Here is a 17689-nt window from a genome sequence, read left to right as displayed (position 1 = left end):
TCATTCGGGCTCGTAGGCGAGGTTCGGACGCAGCCACTGCTCCACAGTGGACAGTTCGAGGCCGCGACGGGCGGCGTAGTCCTCGATCTGGTCCTTGCCCAGCCGTCCGACGGTGAAGTACCGCGAATCGGGGTGGGCGAAGATCAGCCCGCTGACGCTCGCCGCCGGCGTCATCGCGAACGACTCGGTCAATCCCATCCCGAGCCGGTCGGAATCGAGCAGTTCGAACAGCTCCAGCTTCTCGCTGTGATCCGGGCTCGCCGGGTAGCCCAGCGCCGGGCGGATGCCGCGGAACCTTTCGGCGTGCAGGTCCTCCAGCTTCGGATCGGCGTCGGGCTCGAACCAGTCCCGCCGCGCCTGGAGGTGGAGGTGCTCGGCGAACGCCTCGGCGAGCCGGTCCGCGAGCGCCTTCACCATGATGGCGCGGTAGTCGTCCTGCTTCGCCTCGAACTCGGCCGCGAAGTCCTCGGCGCCGAGGATGGTGACCGCGAAACCGCCGAGGTGATCGCCCGCGCCGGCCGGGGCGATGTAGTCCGCCAGGCAGCGGTTGGGGCGCGACAGCGGCTTCTTGGTCTGCTGGCGCAGCATCGGAAACTTGACGCCCGACTCCAGGATGATGTCGTCACCCTCGGAGTGCGCCGGCCAGAACGCGTACGCGCCCTTGGCCTGGAACCGCTCTTCGGCGATGATCTGGTCCATCAGGGTGTTCGCGTCGTCGAACAGTTCCCGCGCCACCGGGTTCTCCAGGATCGCCGGGTACTTGCCCTTCAGCTCCCAGGCCAGGAACAGGAAGGTCCAGTCGATCATCTCGCGCAGCTCGGTGAGGGACGGCGAGACGTACCGGACGCCGGTGAACGCGGGCGTCGGGATGTCGTCGAAGGAGACCTTCTCCGGGTTGGCCCGCGCCTGCTCGACCGTCAGCAACGGCGTCCGCTGCTTGTTCGCGTGCTGCACGCGCAGCTCTTCCTGATCCTCGCGGTTCTTCTTGTCGAGGATCTCGGCGCGGTCGGCGTCGAGCAGGTCGCCGACGACGCCGACGACGCGGGAGGCGTCGAGGACGTGCACGGTCGTGTGCTCGTACGCGGGCGCGATGCGGACCGCGGTGTGCTGGCGCGACGTGGTCGCACCGCCGATCAGCAGCGGCAGCTTCAGCCCGCGCCGCTCCATTTCGGCGGCGACGTTGACCATCTCGTCGAGCGACGGCGTGATCAGGCCGGAAAGCCCGATGGCGTCGGCGCCTTCGGAGACGGCGGTGTCCAGGATGACCGAGGCCGGGACCATCACGCCGAGGTCGATCACCTCGTAGTTGTTGCAGCCCAGGACGACGCCGACGATGTTCTTGCCGATGTCGTGCACGTCGCCCTTGACCGTCGCCAGGACGACCTTCCCGTTGCCCTGGCGGGTCTCGATCCGGCCTTCGAGGCGCGCCTTCTCCTTCTCGGCCTCCATGAACGGTTCGAGGTAGGCCACCGACCGCTTCATCACGCGCGCGCTCTTGACCACCTGCGGCAGGAACATCTTGCCCGAGCCGAACAGGTCGCCGACGATCTTCATGCCGTCCATGAGGGGGCCTTCGATGACCTCCAGCGGCCTCGGCAGCTTCTGGCGCGCTTCCTCGGTGTCCTCTTCGATGTAGTCGACGATGCCGTGCACCAGCGCGTGGCTCAGCCGTGCCTCGACCGTGTTCTCGCGCCAGGAGAGGTCGACCGTGCGCCGGGTCCCCTTGCCGTTGACCGTTTCCGCGAACGTGACCAGCCTGTCGGTGGCGTCCTCGCGGCGGTCGAAGAGCACGTCCTCGACCAGCTCCAGCAGATCCTTGGGGATGTCTTCGTAGACCGCGAGCTGTCCGGCGTTGACGATGCCCATGTCCAGCCCGGCGCGCACCGCGTGCAGCAGGAAGGCCGAGTGCATCGCCTCACGCACGACGTTGTTGCCGCGGAAGGAAAAGGAAAGGTTCGAGATACCGCCGCTGATATGCACGCCGGGGCAGCGTTCCTTGATCCGCGGCAGCGCGTCGATGAACGCCTTGGCGTACCCGTTGTGCTCGGAGATACCGGTCGCGACCGCGAGCACGTTCGGGTCGAAGATGATGTCCTCGGCGACGAAACCGGCTTGCTGGGTGAGCAGGTCGTAGGCGCGGGCGCAGATTTCGACCTTCCGGTCGGCGGTGTCGGCCTGGCCCTGTTCGTCGAAGGCCATCACGACCACGCCCGCGCCGTAGTCGCGGATGCGCCGGGCCTGCTGGAGGAACTGCTCCTCGCCCTCCTTGAGGCTGATGGAGTTGACGACTCCCTTGCCCTGCACGCATTTCAGCCCGGCCTCGAGCACTGTCCAGCGCGAGCTGTCGATCATGATCGGCAGCCGGGCGACCTCGGGTTCGGTGGCGATGAGGTTCAGGAACGTGGTCATCGCCTTTTCGCTGTCGAGCAGGTCGGCGTCCATGTTGACGTCCAGCAGGTTCGCCCCGCCACGGACCTGCTCCAGCGCGACGTCGACGGCGGCCTGGTGGTCGTCGGCCTCGATCAGCTTGCGGAACTTGGCGGATCCGGTGACGTTGGTCCGCTCGCCGATCATGACGAACCCGGTGTCCTTGCCGATCTCGAACGGCTCGAGCCCGCTGAACCGGGTGTGCGGCTTCGGGGCCGGGACGTTCCGCGGCGCCATCCCGCGGACGGCGTCGGCGATCTCCTTGATATGCGCGGGGGTCGTGCCGCAGCAGCCGCCGACGACGTTGACCATCCCGGCCGTGGCGAAGTCGCCGAGCAGGCCGCCGGTCTCGTCGGGCGTCTGGTCGTACCCGCCGAACGCGTTCGGCAGGCCGGCGTTGGGGTGGCAGGCGGTGTACGTGCCCGCGAGGCGGGACAGTTCGGCGATGTGCGGGCGCATTTCCTCGGCGCCCAGCGAACAGTTGACGCCGACGAGCAGCGGATCCGCGTGCTCGATGGAGCTCCAGAACGCCTCGACCGTCTGCCCGGACAGCGTCCGGCCGCTGAGGTCGACGATCGTCACCGAGATCCACAGCGGCAGATGCGGTGCGACGTCGCGCGCGGCGGCGATCGCGGCCTTGCAGTTGAGCGTGTCGAAGATCGTCTCGATGAGGAGCAGGTCCACGCCGCCCTCGGCGAGCGCCTTGATCTGGTCGGCGTACGCGGCGTACACCTCGTCGAAGGTGACCGCGCGGAACGCCGGGTCCTCGACCTTGGGCGACAGCGACAAGGTGACGTTCAGCGGCCCGACCGACCCGGCGACGAACTTCCCGCCCGCCGCGTCCGCCGCCTCGCGGGCGATCTGGGCGCCGCGGAGGTTCATCTCGTACGCGAGGTGCTCGAGCCCGTAGTCCGCCTGGCCGATCGTGGTGGCGGTGAACGTGTTCGTGGTCGTGATGTCCGCGCCGGCGTCCAGATACTGGCGGTGGATGTCGCGCACGACGTCCGGCCTGGTGATGTTCAGCAGGTCGGGGTCGCCGGTGATGTCACGGGGGTGGTCCTGGAACCGCTCGGTGCGGTAGTCCTCCGGCTTGAGGCCGGCGTTCTGGAGCATCGACCCCCACGCCCCGTCAAGCACGACGATGCGCTCATCCAGCAGCTTTCGCAGGGCGGTCGTTTTCATCCAGCGCTCCTCCCATGTCGTGGGAGGCGCCCTTGCGGTGAAGTCCGGGGCCGAGCGTGGCGGACCCGGCGGTCCGTTGCAGCGCCTCTCGACCTTGGTGCCCAAGACTACCGGATCAAGACAAGGGCACTTCGCCTGAATTGCTCAGCTGCTGGCCAGCGCGGGTTCGGCTTCCCGCACTGTGGGACGGGTCGGCGTGGGCACGGACGCGAGCGGGGATGACATTCGTCGGATGTAGGCCAGACAGCCGAATCGTAAGAAATTCGGTAACGGGCGCCGGAGCGTGCCGATGTGATCATCGGACGGCTCGCGGGAGGGTGAGCCCGGCCGAAGTCGGAGGTTGGTACTGGGGGACGGGACTGCGTCCGATCGTTCGGGATCAGGGGCACGTTCGTTTGTCCAGTCGGCGTTTCGCTGACGCCACGTCTTCACGATTCACCCAAGATCTCGCAGCTCCACCACGCCTTCGTGGTGGAGCGCGGCGACGCTGCCCGAATTACCTTCACATTACGAAAAGGATTTCCATGCGCCAGAGACGGTCTGTCCGGAGATCTGTGGTTCTTTGCTCCGCCTTCACCATCCTGCTCAGTGGTGTGACCGCGGTGGCCGGGACGCAGGTCGCGGCTGCCGAGACGATCACCTGCCGGGCGAACGCAGGTGTCTTCTACACGAGACCCGACACGTTGCTGCAGCTCGACCGGCACAACGAGCCCGAGACCGGCGCCAACTCGTGGACCGGCAACGTGACGATCGGCAATACCTGGGCGGGCAAGACCCTGGCCGGTCCCGACGGCCGGATGTACTTGATCAATGACAACGGTGACGTCCTGCGTCAGCGGCGGCTGGCGACAGGCTGGGAGAACGGCGGGGCGGGCCAGATCATCGCCACTGGCTGGCGAGGCGTGACACATCCCTCTCAGCGCAACAGGATCACCGTCGATGCGCTGGGCGACTTCTACTGGTCGCACGACGGCATCCTGGCCTGGCTCCACTACGACGAGGCCACCAAGGTGTGGACCGACCGGCTGATCGACACCGGTTGGACGACCACCCGGTACGACATGATCGTCGGGGCCGGTGCCGGTGTCTTCTACGCGCGCACACCCGGCGGAGACCTTCACCGCTTCCACTACGACGCGAACAGCCAGCGCTGGCTCGAGTACGCGAAGCTCGTCGGCGCCGGTGGCTGGCAGAACTTCGCCCAGATGGCGTCCGCGGGCGGCGACGTCCTCTACACGCTCGACAAGAACAACGGTCAGATCAAGTGGTACCGCTACCTCGGAGGCGGCACTTGGGCTCCCGGCCCGACGGTCATCGGCACCATCGGCGCGGATTGGCAGCTCTCCGTCACGACGGACGATTGCAAGCTCGTCAACACGGGGGTGCCCGCCCGCCCGTCGGTCCCATTGCGGACGAACGCGCCCAGCATCGTGCTCGAAGGAGCGGGTGGCAGGCTTCAGCACTTTTACGTGGACGGATTCGGCAGGCTGATCCATGGCCGCCAGCGTTCCGACGACGTCACCGTGGTCGAGTTCACCGTCGTGCCTGGACATCAGGCGTACACCGGGACTCCCTCCGCGGTCCGGCTCGCCGACGACAGCCTGCGTGTCGTCGCACTCGGGCAGGACAGTGAAAGCCGCACCAGCACTCTGGCCGCGGGCACCACGACCTGGCCTGCCGTATCCGGGTTCGGTGGCTGGACGCCGGATGCCGCTTCGCTCGTTCAGCGGGCGGGTCTCGGCACCGCGTTCATGATCGACGACCTCGGCAAACTCTGGGCGCGCCCCCAGGATGGGGGGAGCAAGCAGTACCTGCCGTGGCGGGTGCTCCCGTCGTCCGGGCTCGCCGGCGATCTCACCGCCGTGGTGCAGGGTGACGGGATCGACCTCGTGGCGAGGACGACTGCCGGTGCCTACACCAAGGCCACTTATGCGAACGGCGCGCTCAGCGCTTGGACCGCTGTGTCGGGCAGTGGGGGGACCGGAAAACTCGCTGGGGCTCCGAACCCGGACAACTCACTCGAAGCCTTCGTGACCCGGGCCGACGGAGCAGTGGTCACCCAGCGTGAGAAGGCCGACGGTTTCTCCGGCGGCTGGGTCCCATTGGCAGGCCTCGTCGCGGCTGGACCGCCCGCCGCGACGGTGGATTCGGGCGGCATCGTGCACGTCGCCGTCCGGGCCAACGACGGCTACGTCTACACGACCGAGCAGAGTGCGCCGGGCAGCACGAACTACAAGGCCTGGCGGCAGCTGATCGACTCCCGGACCGGTGCGGCTTATCAGTCGGCCACCGACCCGGCCGTCACGAGCGTTTCAGGGGGCGGGGTGGTGGTGACGTTCCGGGACATCGACGGCATCACCTACGCCTATTCGCCCACCCCGGCGCCGGCCGCGGCGATGCGGTCGGCATCGGTTCCGGACGGCACGGCCTACCGTGGCGGACCGCTGCCCAGGCCGTCGTTCTGACGGCCCGGTGACGAGGCCCGGGTGCGGCCGGAGAGATTCCGGCCGCACCCGGGCGAAACCGCCACTTTTCCATCCCTGCAGTGACTTCACCTCACGAGGACGGGTCTACCCATGTCTTTTTCGCACCGGGACAGCACACGGGGAACCGGTCTGCTGAGCAGGATCGGCCTGCTCGGCTTGACCGTCGCGCTCGTGGCCGGATTGCTCGGGCCCGCCACCCGGTACGGCGCGTCCGGCCTTTCCGACGCCGAGTTGCTGCAGCAGGCGATGGCGTTGTCGCCACGCCAAGAGCAGGGGGACGCGGCGTCCGGTGAGCCGGAGGCCGGTGGTCCGGCCAATGTCGCGGCAGCGAAGTCCTTGCAGGCGAAGTACCCGCCGATCGCCGCCGGCACGGAGAACGTCCGGGAGAATGCGGTCAAGGTCGAACCGGTCACCGCGCAGGTCCGGGGTTTCGACGAGAAGACCAGCAGGGAGCTGCCGGATCGCCGGACGGCGACGGATCGGACGTTCGCCAACGCCGACGGCACGCTGACCACGGAGTTCGGTGACGAGGCGATCAACTACCGTGCGCCGGACGGCACCTACCGGCCGATCGACACGGCGCTCGTCCCGCGCGAGCGGAACGAAGGCTGGCGCAACGGCGGGGACAGCGTGGCGCTGAACTTCGCTTCGGCGGTGTCGGCGGACGGGCTGGTCGATGTTCGCATCGACGATGAACACCAGTTCGGTTTCGGCCTCTCGGACGCCGCGCGCCAGGGGGGCGCCGCGTCCGGCAGTCGGGTCGTCTACCCATCGGTGCGACCCGAATCGGACGTCAGATTCGACGTCGTTCCCGGCGGGGTCAAGGAAACCCTCGTCCTCAAATCGGCGAACGCGCCGACGAGCTGGGAATTTCCTTTGCGTCTCAAGGGGCTTCGAGCGTCGCTGGCGGGTGGGGACGTCGTGCTGCTCGATGCGGAGGACCGGGAAAGGGCCCGGATTCCGGCCGGCTTCATGGTCGATTCACGGACCGATCCCGAGACCGGTGAACAGACAAGATCCGAGGGCGTCACCTATCGGCTGCTGGAACGCGATGGCGGGACGGTGCTGCGAGTGGATCTCGACGCCACCTGGCTCCGGGATCCGGCACGCAAGTTCCCGGTCGAGGTCGACCCCAGCGTCGACACGACGGTGTCGGACGGTGGCGCGGTCTTCCAGAGCGGTTCGCGGATCGATGGCGGGACGGAGCTCAAGGTCGGCACCAACGGCTCCTCCAAGGCCGCCAGTTATCTGTCGTTCGGAGGCGTCGAGAACCGTCTGCGCAACCACAAGATCCTGGGCGCGCAGCTGACGCTCAAGAGCAGCTGGTCGTGGTCCTGCCAGCCGAGGCCGGTCACCGTGCACGACGTCATCGCGCCCTGGAACACGTCGAGTGCTTTCCCCGGCCCCGCCCACGGCGCCGCTCTCGCACAAGAGTCTTTCGCACACGGGTATATCGGTCTCTATCAACACGCTTCGAGCTGTCCGTCCGCGACCGAGCTGATCCCGCTCGGCGTCGCGGGGCGTGATCTGGTGCAGCGGTGGGTCACGGGCGCGCAGCCCAACTACGGCCTGACAGTGCGCGCGTCGGAGACGGATCGCTTCGGATGGAAGAAGTTCACGGGTAACCGCACCGCCAATCCGCCCCGCCTGTTCGTCACCCATTCCGCCTACGACGCCGAATACCGGGTCGATCGCGGGGTGCCCGAGCCGCCGGTGACGCGTGTGCAGAGCGGCAAGGTCAAGATCACCGTCACCAACCGCGGCGCGGACACCTGGACCGCCGCGAACTTCGCGCTCGGTTATCGCGTGTTCACCAAGGCGGGTGCGCCGGTCGGCGCCATCGAAGCCGCTTCGTTGCCCCGCGACGTCCCCCGTGGCGATTCGGTCACCCTTGACGCGACCATCAAGGCGATCGATGTGGGCGACTACTTCTTCGACTTCAGCATGCTGCGCCGCGGCGGCGCTTGGTTCACGGACGAACAGATCCCGCCGACACGGCTGGCGATGACCGTTTTCGACGTCCCGCCGATCGTGAAGGCGCAATACCCGCCCAACGGTTTCTCTTCGCAGACCCTGACCCCGCAGCTGTGGGTCGACGCCGTCGATGTCGACGCTCCGGTCTCGTCGACCCTGAAGTACCGCTTCGAGGTGTGCGAAAAATACGTGCCGAAACCCGACGGCACGCTCACCGGTGTGTCCTGTGTGGACTCGGGCTACGTGACGAAGCGGACCTGGACGGTCCCGGTCGGTGGGCTGAGGTGGAGCAAGGACTATCAGTGGCGGGCCTTCGCCTTCGACGGGAACTCCGAGAGTCAGAAGCTCCCGCCGAGCCACCTGCTGACGGCGGTGCCGCAGCCGGAGATCACCTCGCATCTGTCCAACGCGCCCTACAGCGGCGCACAGCGTGACTTCGATCCGCAGACCGGGAACTACTTCACCAGCGCCATCGACGCGGCCCTGCAGGTGAAGGGGCCGGAGCTGACCGTCGGACGGACCTACAACAGCCTCGATCCCCGCAAGGATCTGCTCTTCGGGGCAGGGTGGTCGACGCGGTACGACATGAAGGTCGTCCCTGACGGCGACGGCTCCGGAAACGTGGTCGTCACCTATCCGGATGGCCAGCAGGTCAGATTCGGACGGAACCACGACGGTACGTTCGCGCCGCCACCCGGGCGGCAGGCGAACTTCCGCATCGAGGTCGAAGCCGCGGGCGGCGGCTGGGTGCTGACCGACAAATCGGCGACGTTGTACCGGTTCAGGCCGGACGGCAGGCTCATCGAGATCTACGACCACGCCGGCAACCACATCGAGCTCGATTACGGGACACCCGAACAACTTCGGCGAGCGATCAGCCGCACGAGCGACCGGATCCTGTACTTCGGCTGGACCGGAAGCCACGTCACGTCGGTCAGCACCGATCCGATCGACGGGAAGCAGCTCACCTGGAACTACACCTACGACGGCGATCGCCTCACCAAGGTCTGCGATCCCGACGGCGGCTGCACCGGTTACGACTACACGGCGGGTTCCCACTACCGGAGTTCCGTCGTGGACTCGCGGCCGTCGTCGTACTGGCGGCTGGGAGAGTCCGCGGGTACCACCGCGGCCAGTGAGAACGGGCTCAAGCTCGGCAAGGACAACGGGACCTACAAGGACGTCGTCCTGGGTCAGCCGGGTCCGTTGACCGATGGGGCGAACACGGCGGCTTCGTTCAACGGAACGTCCTCCGTGGTCACGCTGCCGGACGGAATGGTCCGCAAGAACCGTGATCTCGCGGTCGAACTGTGGTTCAAGACCACGACGGGTGGCCCGCTCTTCGGGTACCAGAAGGCGCCGATCAGCGGCACGCCATCCGGTGCCGTGCCGGTGCTGTACGTCGGCACCGACGGAAAGTTGCGCGGGCAGTTCTGGAACGGCGCGGCCGCGCCGATCACCTCGGCCACGGTGGTGAACGACGATCGCTGGCATCACGTCGTGCTTTCCGGCTCGCTCGCCACGCAGACCTTGTACCTCGACGGGCAGAAAGCCGGTTCGGTCCAGGGCGAGATCTCGCATGACGACGTCGTCTACAACCAGATCGGCGCGGCCTACACGGTTCCGCCGTCCGCCTGGCCGGCCTGGGGCACCGACGCACGCCGCTTTTTCTCCGGCCAGATCGACGAAGTCGCCTTCTACGAGTACCCGGTCGGGCCGACGACCGCGGCGGCCCATTACCAAGCGCGTACGGGCGCGAGCTACCTCTCCAAGATCACTTTGCCCACGGGCAGGGTGGCCGCCCAGCTGAGCTACGACGCCGCGGCGGACCGGCTCTCCGAGGTCGTCGACCGGGACGGCGGACGCTGGCGCCTCGGCCGCCCCGTCGTCACCGGGACCGAGACCAACCTGATCCGGACCACTCAGGTGGCGGATCCGGCGAACCGGTTGCACTTCTACGACTACGACCCGGTTCGCGGCCGCATCCTCCGCTACGTCGCCCCGCTGGGCCAGGGGCTCCGGCAGGAGGACAAGCGGGATTCCGGCGGAAAGCCGTTGCCGCCGGACCCGGTTCCCTGTGATCCGAGTGCGCCGCCGACACCGGGCGACCCCTCGTATTGCGGTGGACCGGTAGGCGGTGACGGAACCTGGGTCGGTGGACCCGTCAACGGTCAAGGGGTTCGCACCTACGACTACGACGAAAAGGGATTCCAGACCACCATCGGTGACGAGCTCGGCAACGTCCTGGTGCTCACCAACGACGAGCGTGGCAACGTCGTCGCGAGGAAGACCTGCCGGGTGGCGCCTGGGGACTGCCAGACCGCCTACTACAGCTACTACCTGAACTCGGCGGACGTCACGGACCCGCGCAACGACAAGCTCCTGATCTCCAGGGACGCGCGTTCCGCGAGCAGCTCGGATGCGACCTTCGCGACGAACTACGCGTACACGGACCTGGGTGTTCGTGGGTTGCTGACGACCGAAACCAACGCCGCCGGTGAGGTCACGCGGCACGAATACGCGAATGGGTCAGAGGCGGCGGTGGGCGGGGGCAACGTTCCCGCGGGCTCGCTGCTCAAGACCACGGATCCGCGCGGCGGAGTGACGGCCTATTCGTACTTCCGCAACGGCGACCTGGCGAAGGTCGTCGACCCGGCGGGGCTGAGCACGTCCTACACCTACGACGTCCTCGGTCGCAAGAAGACCGAAACCGTGGTCAGCGACGCGGATCCGAGTGGATCGACGACCACCTACGCCTACGACGCGCGCTCGAAGCCGGTCTCCGTGACCGGTCCGGGAGTGACGAATCCGATCACCGGTGTGACGCACACCGCGCAGACACTGACCGCCTATGACGCCGACGGCAGCGTCATCCGTACGGAGACCAAGGACCTGACCGGCGGGGATCCAAGCAGGGTCACGACGTTCGGCAACGACGCCTTCGGCCGGCAGAACCAGGTGACCGACGCTGAGGGTGGGACGACCCACTTCGGATACGACCACTTCGGCAACAAGATGTGGATGGTCGACCCCGCTGGAAACAAGTACGAGTACGGGTACACGGCGCGCAACGCGCTCGCCGAGGTCCGGTTGCGGTCCTGGCACGGCCAGGCGACGGACCCGGGTGGCGAAGGTGGCGACACCGACGGAGAGGGCGACACGTCCTCTTCGCCCACTTTGGTTCTCGCCTCGTACGGCTATGACCTGGCCGGGCGGAGAGTCCGCGAGACCGACTCGATGGGCCGTACCACCCGCTACCAGTACTTCGGCGACGGGAAGCCCTGGAAAGTGATCGCGCACAACGTGAGCGATCCGTTCAACCCCAGCGCGCCCAAGCGTGACATCACGCTGCAGGAGTTCGGCTACGACGCCGCGGGGCAGAAGACCAAGCTCGTGGAGCCCGGCGGCCGGGTCACCACGTACGAATACGACGCCGCGGGAAGAGGCGTCGCCAAGACGGTCGACCCGACCGGCCTCGCCAACCGGATCGCCTGGACCTACGGATCGGGCGGCGACGTCGAAAAGGTCGTCCACACCGGACAGAGTTCGAACAGCACGAGACTGGACCTGGGGAACCAGGAGACGACCGAGTTCCGCTACGACGCGGCGGGCCGCCAGACCAGCACATCGGTGACGAAGAGCCTGACGGAGAAGCTCACCACCACCGTCGCCTACGACCAGCGTGGATCGGTCACCTCGGTCACGGCACCGCGGGGGAATGTCTCCGGTGCGGACGCGGCAAGGTTCACCACCAACCTGGTCTACGACAAGGTGGGGCGGTTGTCCGTCACCACGCTCGCACCGGTTTCCGCGGAGACCGCGGGTTCTGCGGCCGCCACGACGCGTCCGCAGAGCACCTCGGGCTACAACACCTTCGGCGAGGTGACCGAGACCCGGGATCCGAACGGCAACGTCGTGACGAACTCGTACGACCGGCTCGGCCGGATGATCCAGGCGACGTCGGCGGATTACCGCAAGCCGGGAGACTCCGCCGCGGCGAAGGCGGTCTCGAAACGGCAGTACGACGCCTTGGGCAATCTGCTGGCGCAGACCGATCCTCTCGGCGCCGTCACCCGGTACCGCTATGACCAGCTGAACCGTCCGGTGGAGCGGATCGACCCGGACCCCGAGGCGGGCGACCGCCCTGGTGGCGTCTGGAAGTACGGCTACACGACCGAAGGGGAAATGCTCTCGGCGACCGATCCCACCCTGTCGCGGGTCGAGGCGACCTACGACGACCTGGGCCGCAAGGTCACCGCGACACGTTTGGAACGGCGTCCCGACCCCGCCGCTTTCGTCACGAAGCTGCGTTACGACGACTCCGGCAACCTCCGGTCGGTGACCTCCCCGACCGGAGAGCTCACCGCTTACGAGTACGACGTGCTCGGTCAGCGGATCAAGGCGACCGACCCCGCCGGAGTGGTGTCGCGACACGGCTACGACCTCGCGGGACGACAGGTCCGGGAGTCCGACGGGCACGGCCGCACCGAGTACGTCAGCTACGACCAGGTAGGCCGTGCGACGGGCGTCTACAGCCTTTCGCCGGAAGAGCGGATCCTGCGCAAGACGGCGGCGGCTTACGACGCTGACGGTAACCAGGTGTCCGTGTCCGACGCTCTCGGTCGCACGACCCGTTTCGAATACGACAGCCGGGGCCTGCTCGTCAAGCAGCAGGAACCGGTCTCCGAATCGGCGACCATCACGACGAGCTTCGGTTACGACGCCGCCGGGAACCGCACGCGAATCACGGACGGCCGGGGCAACGCGACCTACCAGACGTACAACTCGCTGGGACTGCCGGAATCGGTCATCGAGCCCGCGACACAGGCGCATCCCGCGGCTGCGGATCGCACGTGGACGACGTCCTACGACCTGGGCGGCAAGCCGGCCTCGGTCCGGGCGCCGGGCGACGTCGTCCGGCGACCCGTGTTCGACACGCTCGGCAGGCTGAAGTCCGAGACCGCGACAGGTGCCGAACAAGCGACGACGGAACGCAAACAGCGGTTCGACCTGGCGGGAAGGTTGCTGGGCGTCGACACGCCCGGTGGGGAAAAGACGTTCACCTACAACGATCGTGGCGATCTGCTCACCAGCACCGGGCCGACGACCGGCACGTCGACGTACGGCTACGACGACAGCGGACGGCTGGCCAAGCGGGTCGACGTCGCCGGAACCGCGGTCTTCACCTATACGAAGGGGCGCCTCGATACCCAGCAGGACGGACTGACCGGTGTCAAGCAGACGGTCGGTTACGACGACGCGGGGAAGGTGGCCAGCCTCGACTACGGCTCGGGACGCGTGCGGACGTACGGCTATGACGATTTCGGCCGTCATTCCAAGGACGAGCTGAAGGGCGCGGACGGCAAGCCCGTGGCGTCGCTGACCTACGGTTACGACCTCAACGACCGGCTGACAGCGAAGAAGACGGTCGGCTTTGCGGGCGCCGCGGAGAACACCTACGCCTACGACCACGCCGGCCGCTTGAAGTCGTGGAGTGCCGGCGGAACGACCGTCGGCTACGGCTGGGACGACTCGGGCAACAGGATCAAGGTCGGAGACCAGACGTCGACCTTCGACGAGCGGAACCGTCAGCTGACCCAGGGCGCCGAAGGCTTCTCGTGGAGCCCGCGGGGAACTCTGGTCTCGCGAACCGGTCCGGCCGGAACCGTCCAATCCGGATTCGACGGCTTCGACCGTGCGGTCAAACAGGGCAGTGTCAGCTACGAATACGACGGCCTCGACCGCACTTCGTCGCGAAACGGTGCGGCGTTGTCCTACGACGGGTTGAGCCTCGACCTGGTCTCGGACGGCTCGTCGGCCTTCGCCCGCGGGGCCGGCGACGGCGTGCTGTCCCAGCGCTCGCCGGACGGCGCTGCGCAGCTCACGCTGACCGACCAGCACTCGGACGTCGTCGGCATGCTCGACGCGTCCGCGGGAGTCCTGGCCGGCTCGGCGACCTTCGACCCGTTCGGCGGGAAGACCGCGTCCAACGGTGTCTCGAGCGCGCTGGGTTTCCAGTCGGACTACACGGATCCGAGCACCGGTTCGGTCGACATGGGGGCGCGGTGGTACTCACCGGGCTCGGGGACCTTCAACGCACGGGACAGTATTTCCCTGCCGGTCACTCCTTCGGTGGGAGCGAACCGCTATACGTACGGGAACGCCGATTCGCTCAATGGAATCGACCCGGACGGACACCGCGTGGTCGCTCCCGCGCCCCCGGCTCCGGCTCCGGTAGCAGCGCCGCCGGCGTACAACCCCTGGAAGGGAGCGGGCCGGTTCGCGTCCCGGCTCGGCGGATGGATCGGCAATGCCTACAACTTCCTCTGGGATGTCCCGGCCGCCGGACCGTCTTGTGAGTTCCGAGATGCGGCAGGCAATCGTTGTGCTACGACCACTCGAGAGGCGTGGCGAGCGGGGTGCGGCTTCGGTTTCCGGGACTGCTATGCCGGTAGCGGCCGCCTTGGCTACTGGGTCGACACCAGCAGTGACAGGGCTTGGAATCCTTCGTGGAGGAGCGGAAGCAACCCTCCGGGCCCTGGCCCTGGCCCAGGTCCTGGCCCTGGCCCTCGGCCCCCGAAGTGGATCGCTCCCCCGCCCCCGCCCCCTCCGATCGGTATCTGGGCGCGGGCACAGCAGAAGAGGAAGGCGGAGCGGGTCGCCGATCCGATCCCGGTCGCAGCGAAGAACCCCTTTGTGAGCGGGCCGCAGATCTCGTCGTCACCGAACCTGCCGGCGAACGTGGTCGCCGGAGTCCTCGACAACGTTCAGGATCTGGTGTCGATCTACGACGGCTTCCTCAAGGAGGTCCTGGACCCGAAGAACCCGGTGGTTCAAACCGTCGACGCGCCGATCCCGTCGCCGCTCCTGCCTTCGCAGGTGTCGGCTTGGGACAACTGCGGCGGTGGCGTTGTCAGGGACGACTTCAACGGTGGTACCTCACGGACGGCGTTCGCCTGCGATGACCTGCCCTCGCAGGACGAGCTTGAGGCGGCGTCTGCCCAAGCTCGTCTCGAGCGAGATGGCCTAGGTGAGATCAAGGGTAAGAAGGTCCCCACATTCATCGGCGCCGTCGATCCCGTAACAGGGAAGATCTACCTCGGCTGCTCATCCAATCCCACGGGGTGCGCCGAAGAGGATGTAGAACGTCAAATCGGCCGCGGTCCGGGTGCCCCAATATTCACTCGCGCGTTTGGCTGGCGCAGCGGAAATTGGAGGGAGATTCCGACTTGTGTCAGGTGTCAAGGTCGTTACAATCAGGATCAGATGCCGGAAAATGGCTTGTTTGACCAGGGGGGACCATGGAGCAAGTCGTTTGATCGTACTGATCGAGAGGGTGATTAGATGAGTGAAATTGCAAGAAAGGAGATCAACCGAATCGATTGGTCCTTGCTCCCTGTGATGGGCGATAGGTCGAATGCGACTGCTCAAGTGCTTGTCGCGTTGATTGAAGCGGAGACCGATGATCAGGCGGAATCGGCATACTGGCAGCTCGAGAACGTCGTTGTTGTTCAAGGACAGCTGTTCGAAGCAGCCCCTGCGGTGACTTCCGTGCTGATGGCTGCTCTGGCGGATGGAGTGACGAAAGCGGCAAAGACGCATGTTATAGAGCTGCTCTATCAGCTGGTTTCTGGTGAATCTGATCGAGAAGCTATTGCTCGGGGTAACTCATCTTTGGGTGATGAATGTCGAGCGCGAGCTCGCGAGGGCCTCTGGATTCTCTATCGAGAGTTTGAGAAGGAAGGTTCTTCTGAGGTGGTTGATATTATCGAGCGGGTGGATCAAGAAAAAGATCGCCTGAGGGCTTGGCTTGCCAGGTAATCCGATGTCACTATTTGTGAGGTCACAGCGATTTCAGTGCGAGCTGCGGGTGAACGCGTAAGGCCAACCTCGGATGGTATGACGCCTGAACGATCAGAAACCGACGGTAGCCTTCTGGATCTTCACCGGCTTCGCGGGCAGCCCGTCCTGCGGGCCGTTCGGATCGGTCGGGATGATCCCGTTCGCCACGATCCGGTCCAGCACCTCCATGCCCCGCACGACCTTGCCCATCACCGAGTAGTTCTTCGGGATGTTCGCGAACGAGTGCACGATGAAGAATTCGCTGCCGTTGGTGCCGGGGCCCTGGTTGCCCATGGCGATGGTGCCGCGTTCGTAGGTCTCGGTGCCGTCGACCTCGTCCGGGAACTTGTAGCCCGGCCCGCCCTTCTCGGCTTCGTAGATGTCGCCGCACTGCAGGACGCCGAGGCGCGACGAATTCGTCAGGCGCCAGCACTGGCTGTGGTCGTAGAAGCGCTGTAGCGCCAGGCTCGCCAGGTTGTGGACGGCGCACGGAGCGGCGCCGGCGCGGTTCAGGCGCACTGTCACCGGGCCGTAGTTGAAGCGGAACGTGACGTCGACGGTGCCGCGGGTCAGCGCGAAGGGGAGCGGGCGCAGGACTGGCCGGGCCGCGGGGTTTTCGGGCGTCGGCGTGAACTCGCAGCGCACGATCGGCAGGGACGCCGAAGACGCGGGCGCGGCGGTGGCCACGCCGGGCAGCACGACGGCGGCGAGAGCGGAAACGACAGCGGTGACACCCCAGCGCAGCTTCATGAGGGGGAACCTAACTCAAAAGAGTGGTCGTCGGGTAGCGGTTCACGCGGGTCGCGCAGGCTGGGTGGCCGTGGCCGTTAGAACACGCACATGATCACTACGACCCTCGCGGTTCTCCTGCTCCTGCTCCCGCCCACCGAGATCCGGCCCGACCAGGTCGAACACGTCGCCTTGCCGTGCCTCCAGACGGGCGTGTCCGCCGACGACGCGGATACGGCGGGAGCGCTCAACCAGCAACTCGCCACCAAGATGCGCGGCTACATGAACCCGTACAACACGTCGTGCGCCAGAGTGATCGTCGAGACCGTCCAGAGACAGGGGCTCAACGATCGCGCGGCGGCCATCGCGATCGCCACCGTGATCGTCGAGTCGAGTATCGCCAATCTCGACGGCGGCCTCGGCGACTCGGTCGGGCTCTTCCAGCAGCGCGCGAGCTGGGGGAGTTTCGAGCAGCGGACCGACCCGGTCTGGGCGACCGGCCGGTTCCTCGCCGTGATGCGGCAGTTCTACCCGAACGACTCCTGGAACAACGTCGCCATCGGGGAGGTCGCCGCGGTCGTCCAGCGGCCGGCGGCGAAGTACCGGCATCGCTACGGGGTCGAGGCGGGCGACGCGGTCAAGATCGTCAACGAGCTGTGGGCCGGGAACGGCAATTGGCCCCCGTCCTCGAAGGAGAACGGGGGCCGATGAGCCGTGAAGGAGCTACTTGCGCCAGGCCGTGCGCTGCTTGCGGATGTCCAGCACGAGGCCGAACACGAGCAGCAGGGACAGGCCGATCAGCCACAGGTTCTCGGTCCAGCCGTGGTGGTTGCCGTACAGCATCACCAGCAGGATGATCGCGCTCAGCCAGCCCGCGATCCGCGTCGCCTTCGGGAAGGAACCGTGCCAGCCCCACTCGGCCGACGGCTCGTCGCGGGGGTCAACGGTGTCGACGCCCACCCGGCCGCGCTTTTCGACCGCCTTGCTCGCCACGATCAACTCCTCAAAACCCGATGGTTCGCTTGCCCGCGAATGATCCCACACCTGGC

General features: G+C 66.9%; 7 protein-coding genes. 4 read left to right on the top strand and 3 right to left on the bottom strand.

Going from position 1 to position 17689, the window contains the following annotated elements; genetic code table 11:
- The gene (gene metH, locus AC069H_RS05275) at positions 1-3609 is read right to left on the bottom strand and encodes a methionine synthase (RefSeq protein WP_478231436.1); all 3609 of its coding nucleotides are present in this window, start codon (positions 3607-3609) and stop codon (positions 1-3) included.
- 554 nt (positions 3610-4163) lie between these two features.
- Between metH and AC069H_RS05270 the strand changes: the two genes are divergently transcribed.
- From AC069H_RS05270 to AC069H_RS05260, 3 genes are all read left to right on the top strand, one after another.
- Positions 4164-6074 (top strand): tachylectin-related carbohydrate-binding protein, encoded by a 1911-nt coding sequence (locus AC069H_RS05270; protein ID WP_478231435.1) that lies wholly within the window; start codon positions 4164-4166, stop codon positions 6072-6074.
- A gap of 111 nt (positions 6075-6185) precedes the next feature.
- Positions 6186-15413 carry a LamG-like jellyroll fold domain-containing protein gene (locus AC069H_RS05265; protein WP_478231434.1) on the top strand — a complete coding sequence of 3076 codons (9228 nt, stop codon included), beginning with the start codon at positions 6186-6188 and terminating at the stop codon, positions 15411-15413.
- Positions 15414-15890 (top strand): hypothetical protein, encoded by a 477-nt coding sequence (locus tag AC069H_RS05260; protein WP_478231433.1) that lies wholly within the window; start codon positions 15414-15416, stop codon positions 15888-15890.
- Between the two features lie 93 nt (positions 15891-15983).
- Here AC069H_RS05260 and AC069H_RS05255 read toward each other — a convergent pair whose 3' ends face one another.
- Positions 15984-16661: a peptidylprolyl isomerase gene (locus AC069H_RS05255; RefSeq protein ID WP_478231432.1), complete on the bottom strand. Its 678-nt coding sequence runs from the start codon at positions 16659-16661 to the stop codon at positions 15984-15986.
- Positions 16662-16751: 90 nt separating this feature from the next.
- Here AC069H_RS05255 and AC069H_RS05250 point away from each other — a divergent pair, with 90 nt between their 5' ends.
- Positions 16752-17351 carry a hypothetical protein gene (locus AC069H_RS05250; RefSeq protein ID WP_478231431.1) on the top strand — a complete coding sequence of 200 codons (600 nt, stop codon included), beginning with the start codon at positions 16752-16754 and terminating at the stop codon, positions 17349-17351.
- Between the two features lie 12 nt (positions 17352-17363).
- Here AC069H_RS05250 and AC069H_RS05245 read toward each other — a convergent pair whose 3' ends face one another.
- Entirely contained in the window at positions 17364-17633 is a 270-nt protein-coding gene (locus tag AC069H_RS05245) for a DUF2631 domain-containing protein (RefSeq protein WP_034311011.1), read from the bottom strand.
- Between the last annotated feature and the right edge of the window lie 56 nt (positions 17634-17689).

This window comes from Amycolatopsis sp. NPDC043887 (assembly GCF_056435665.1).
This window is presented reverse-complemented; position numbering and strand designations above follow the sequence as displayed.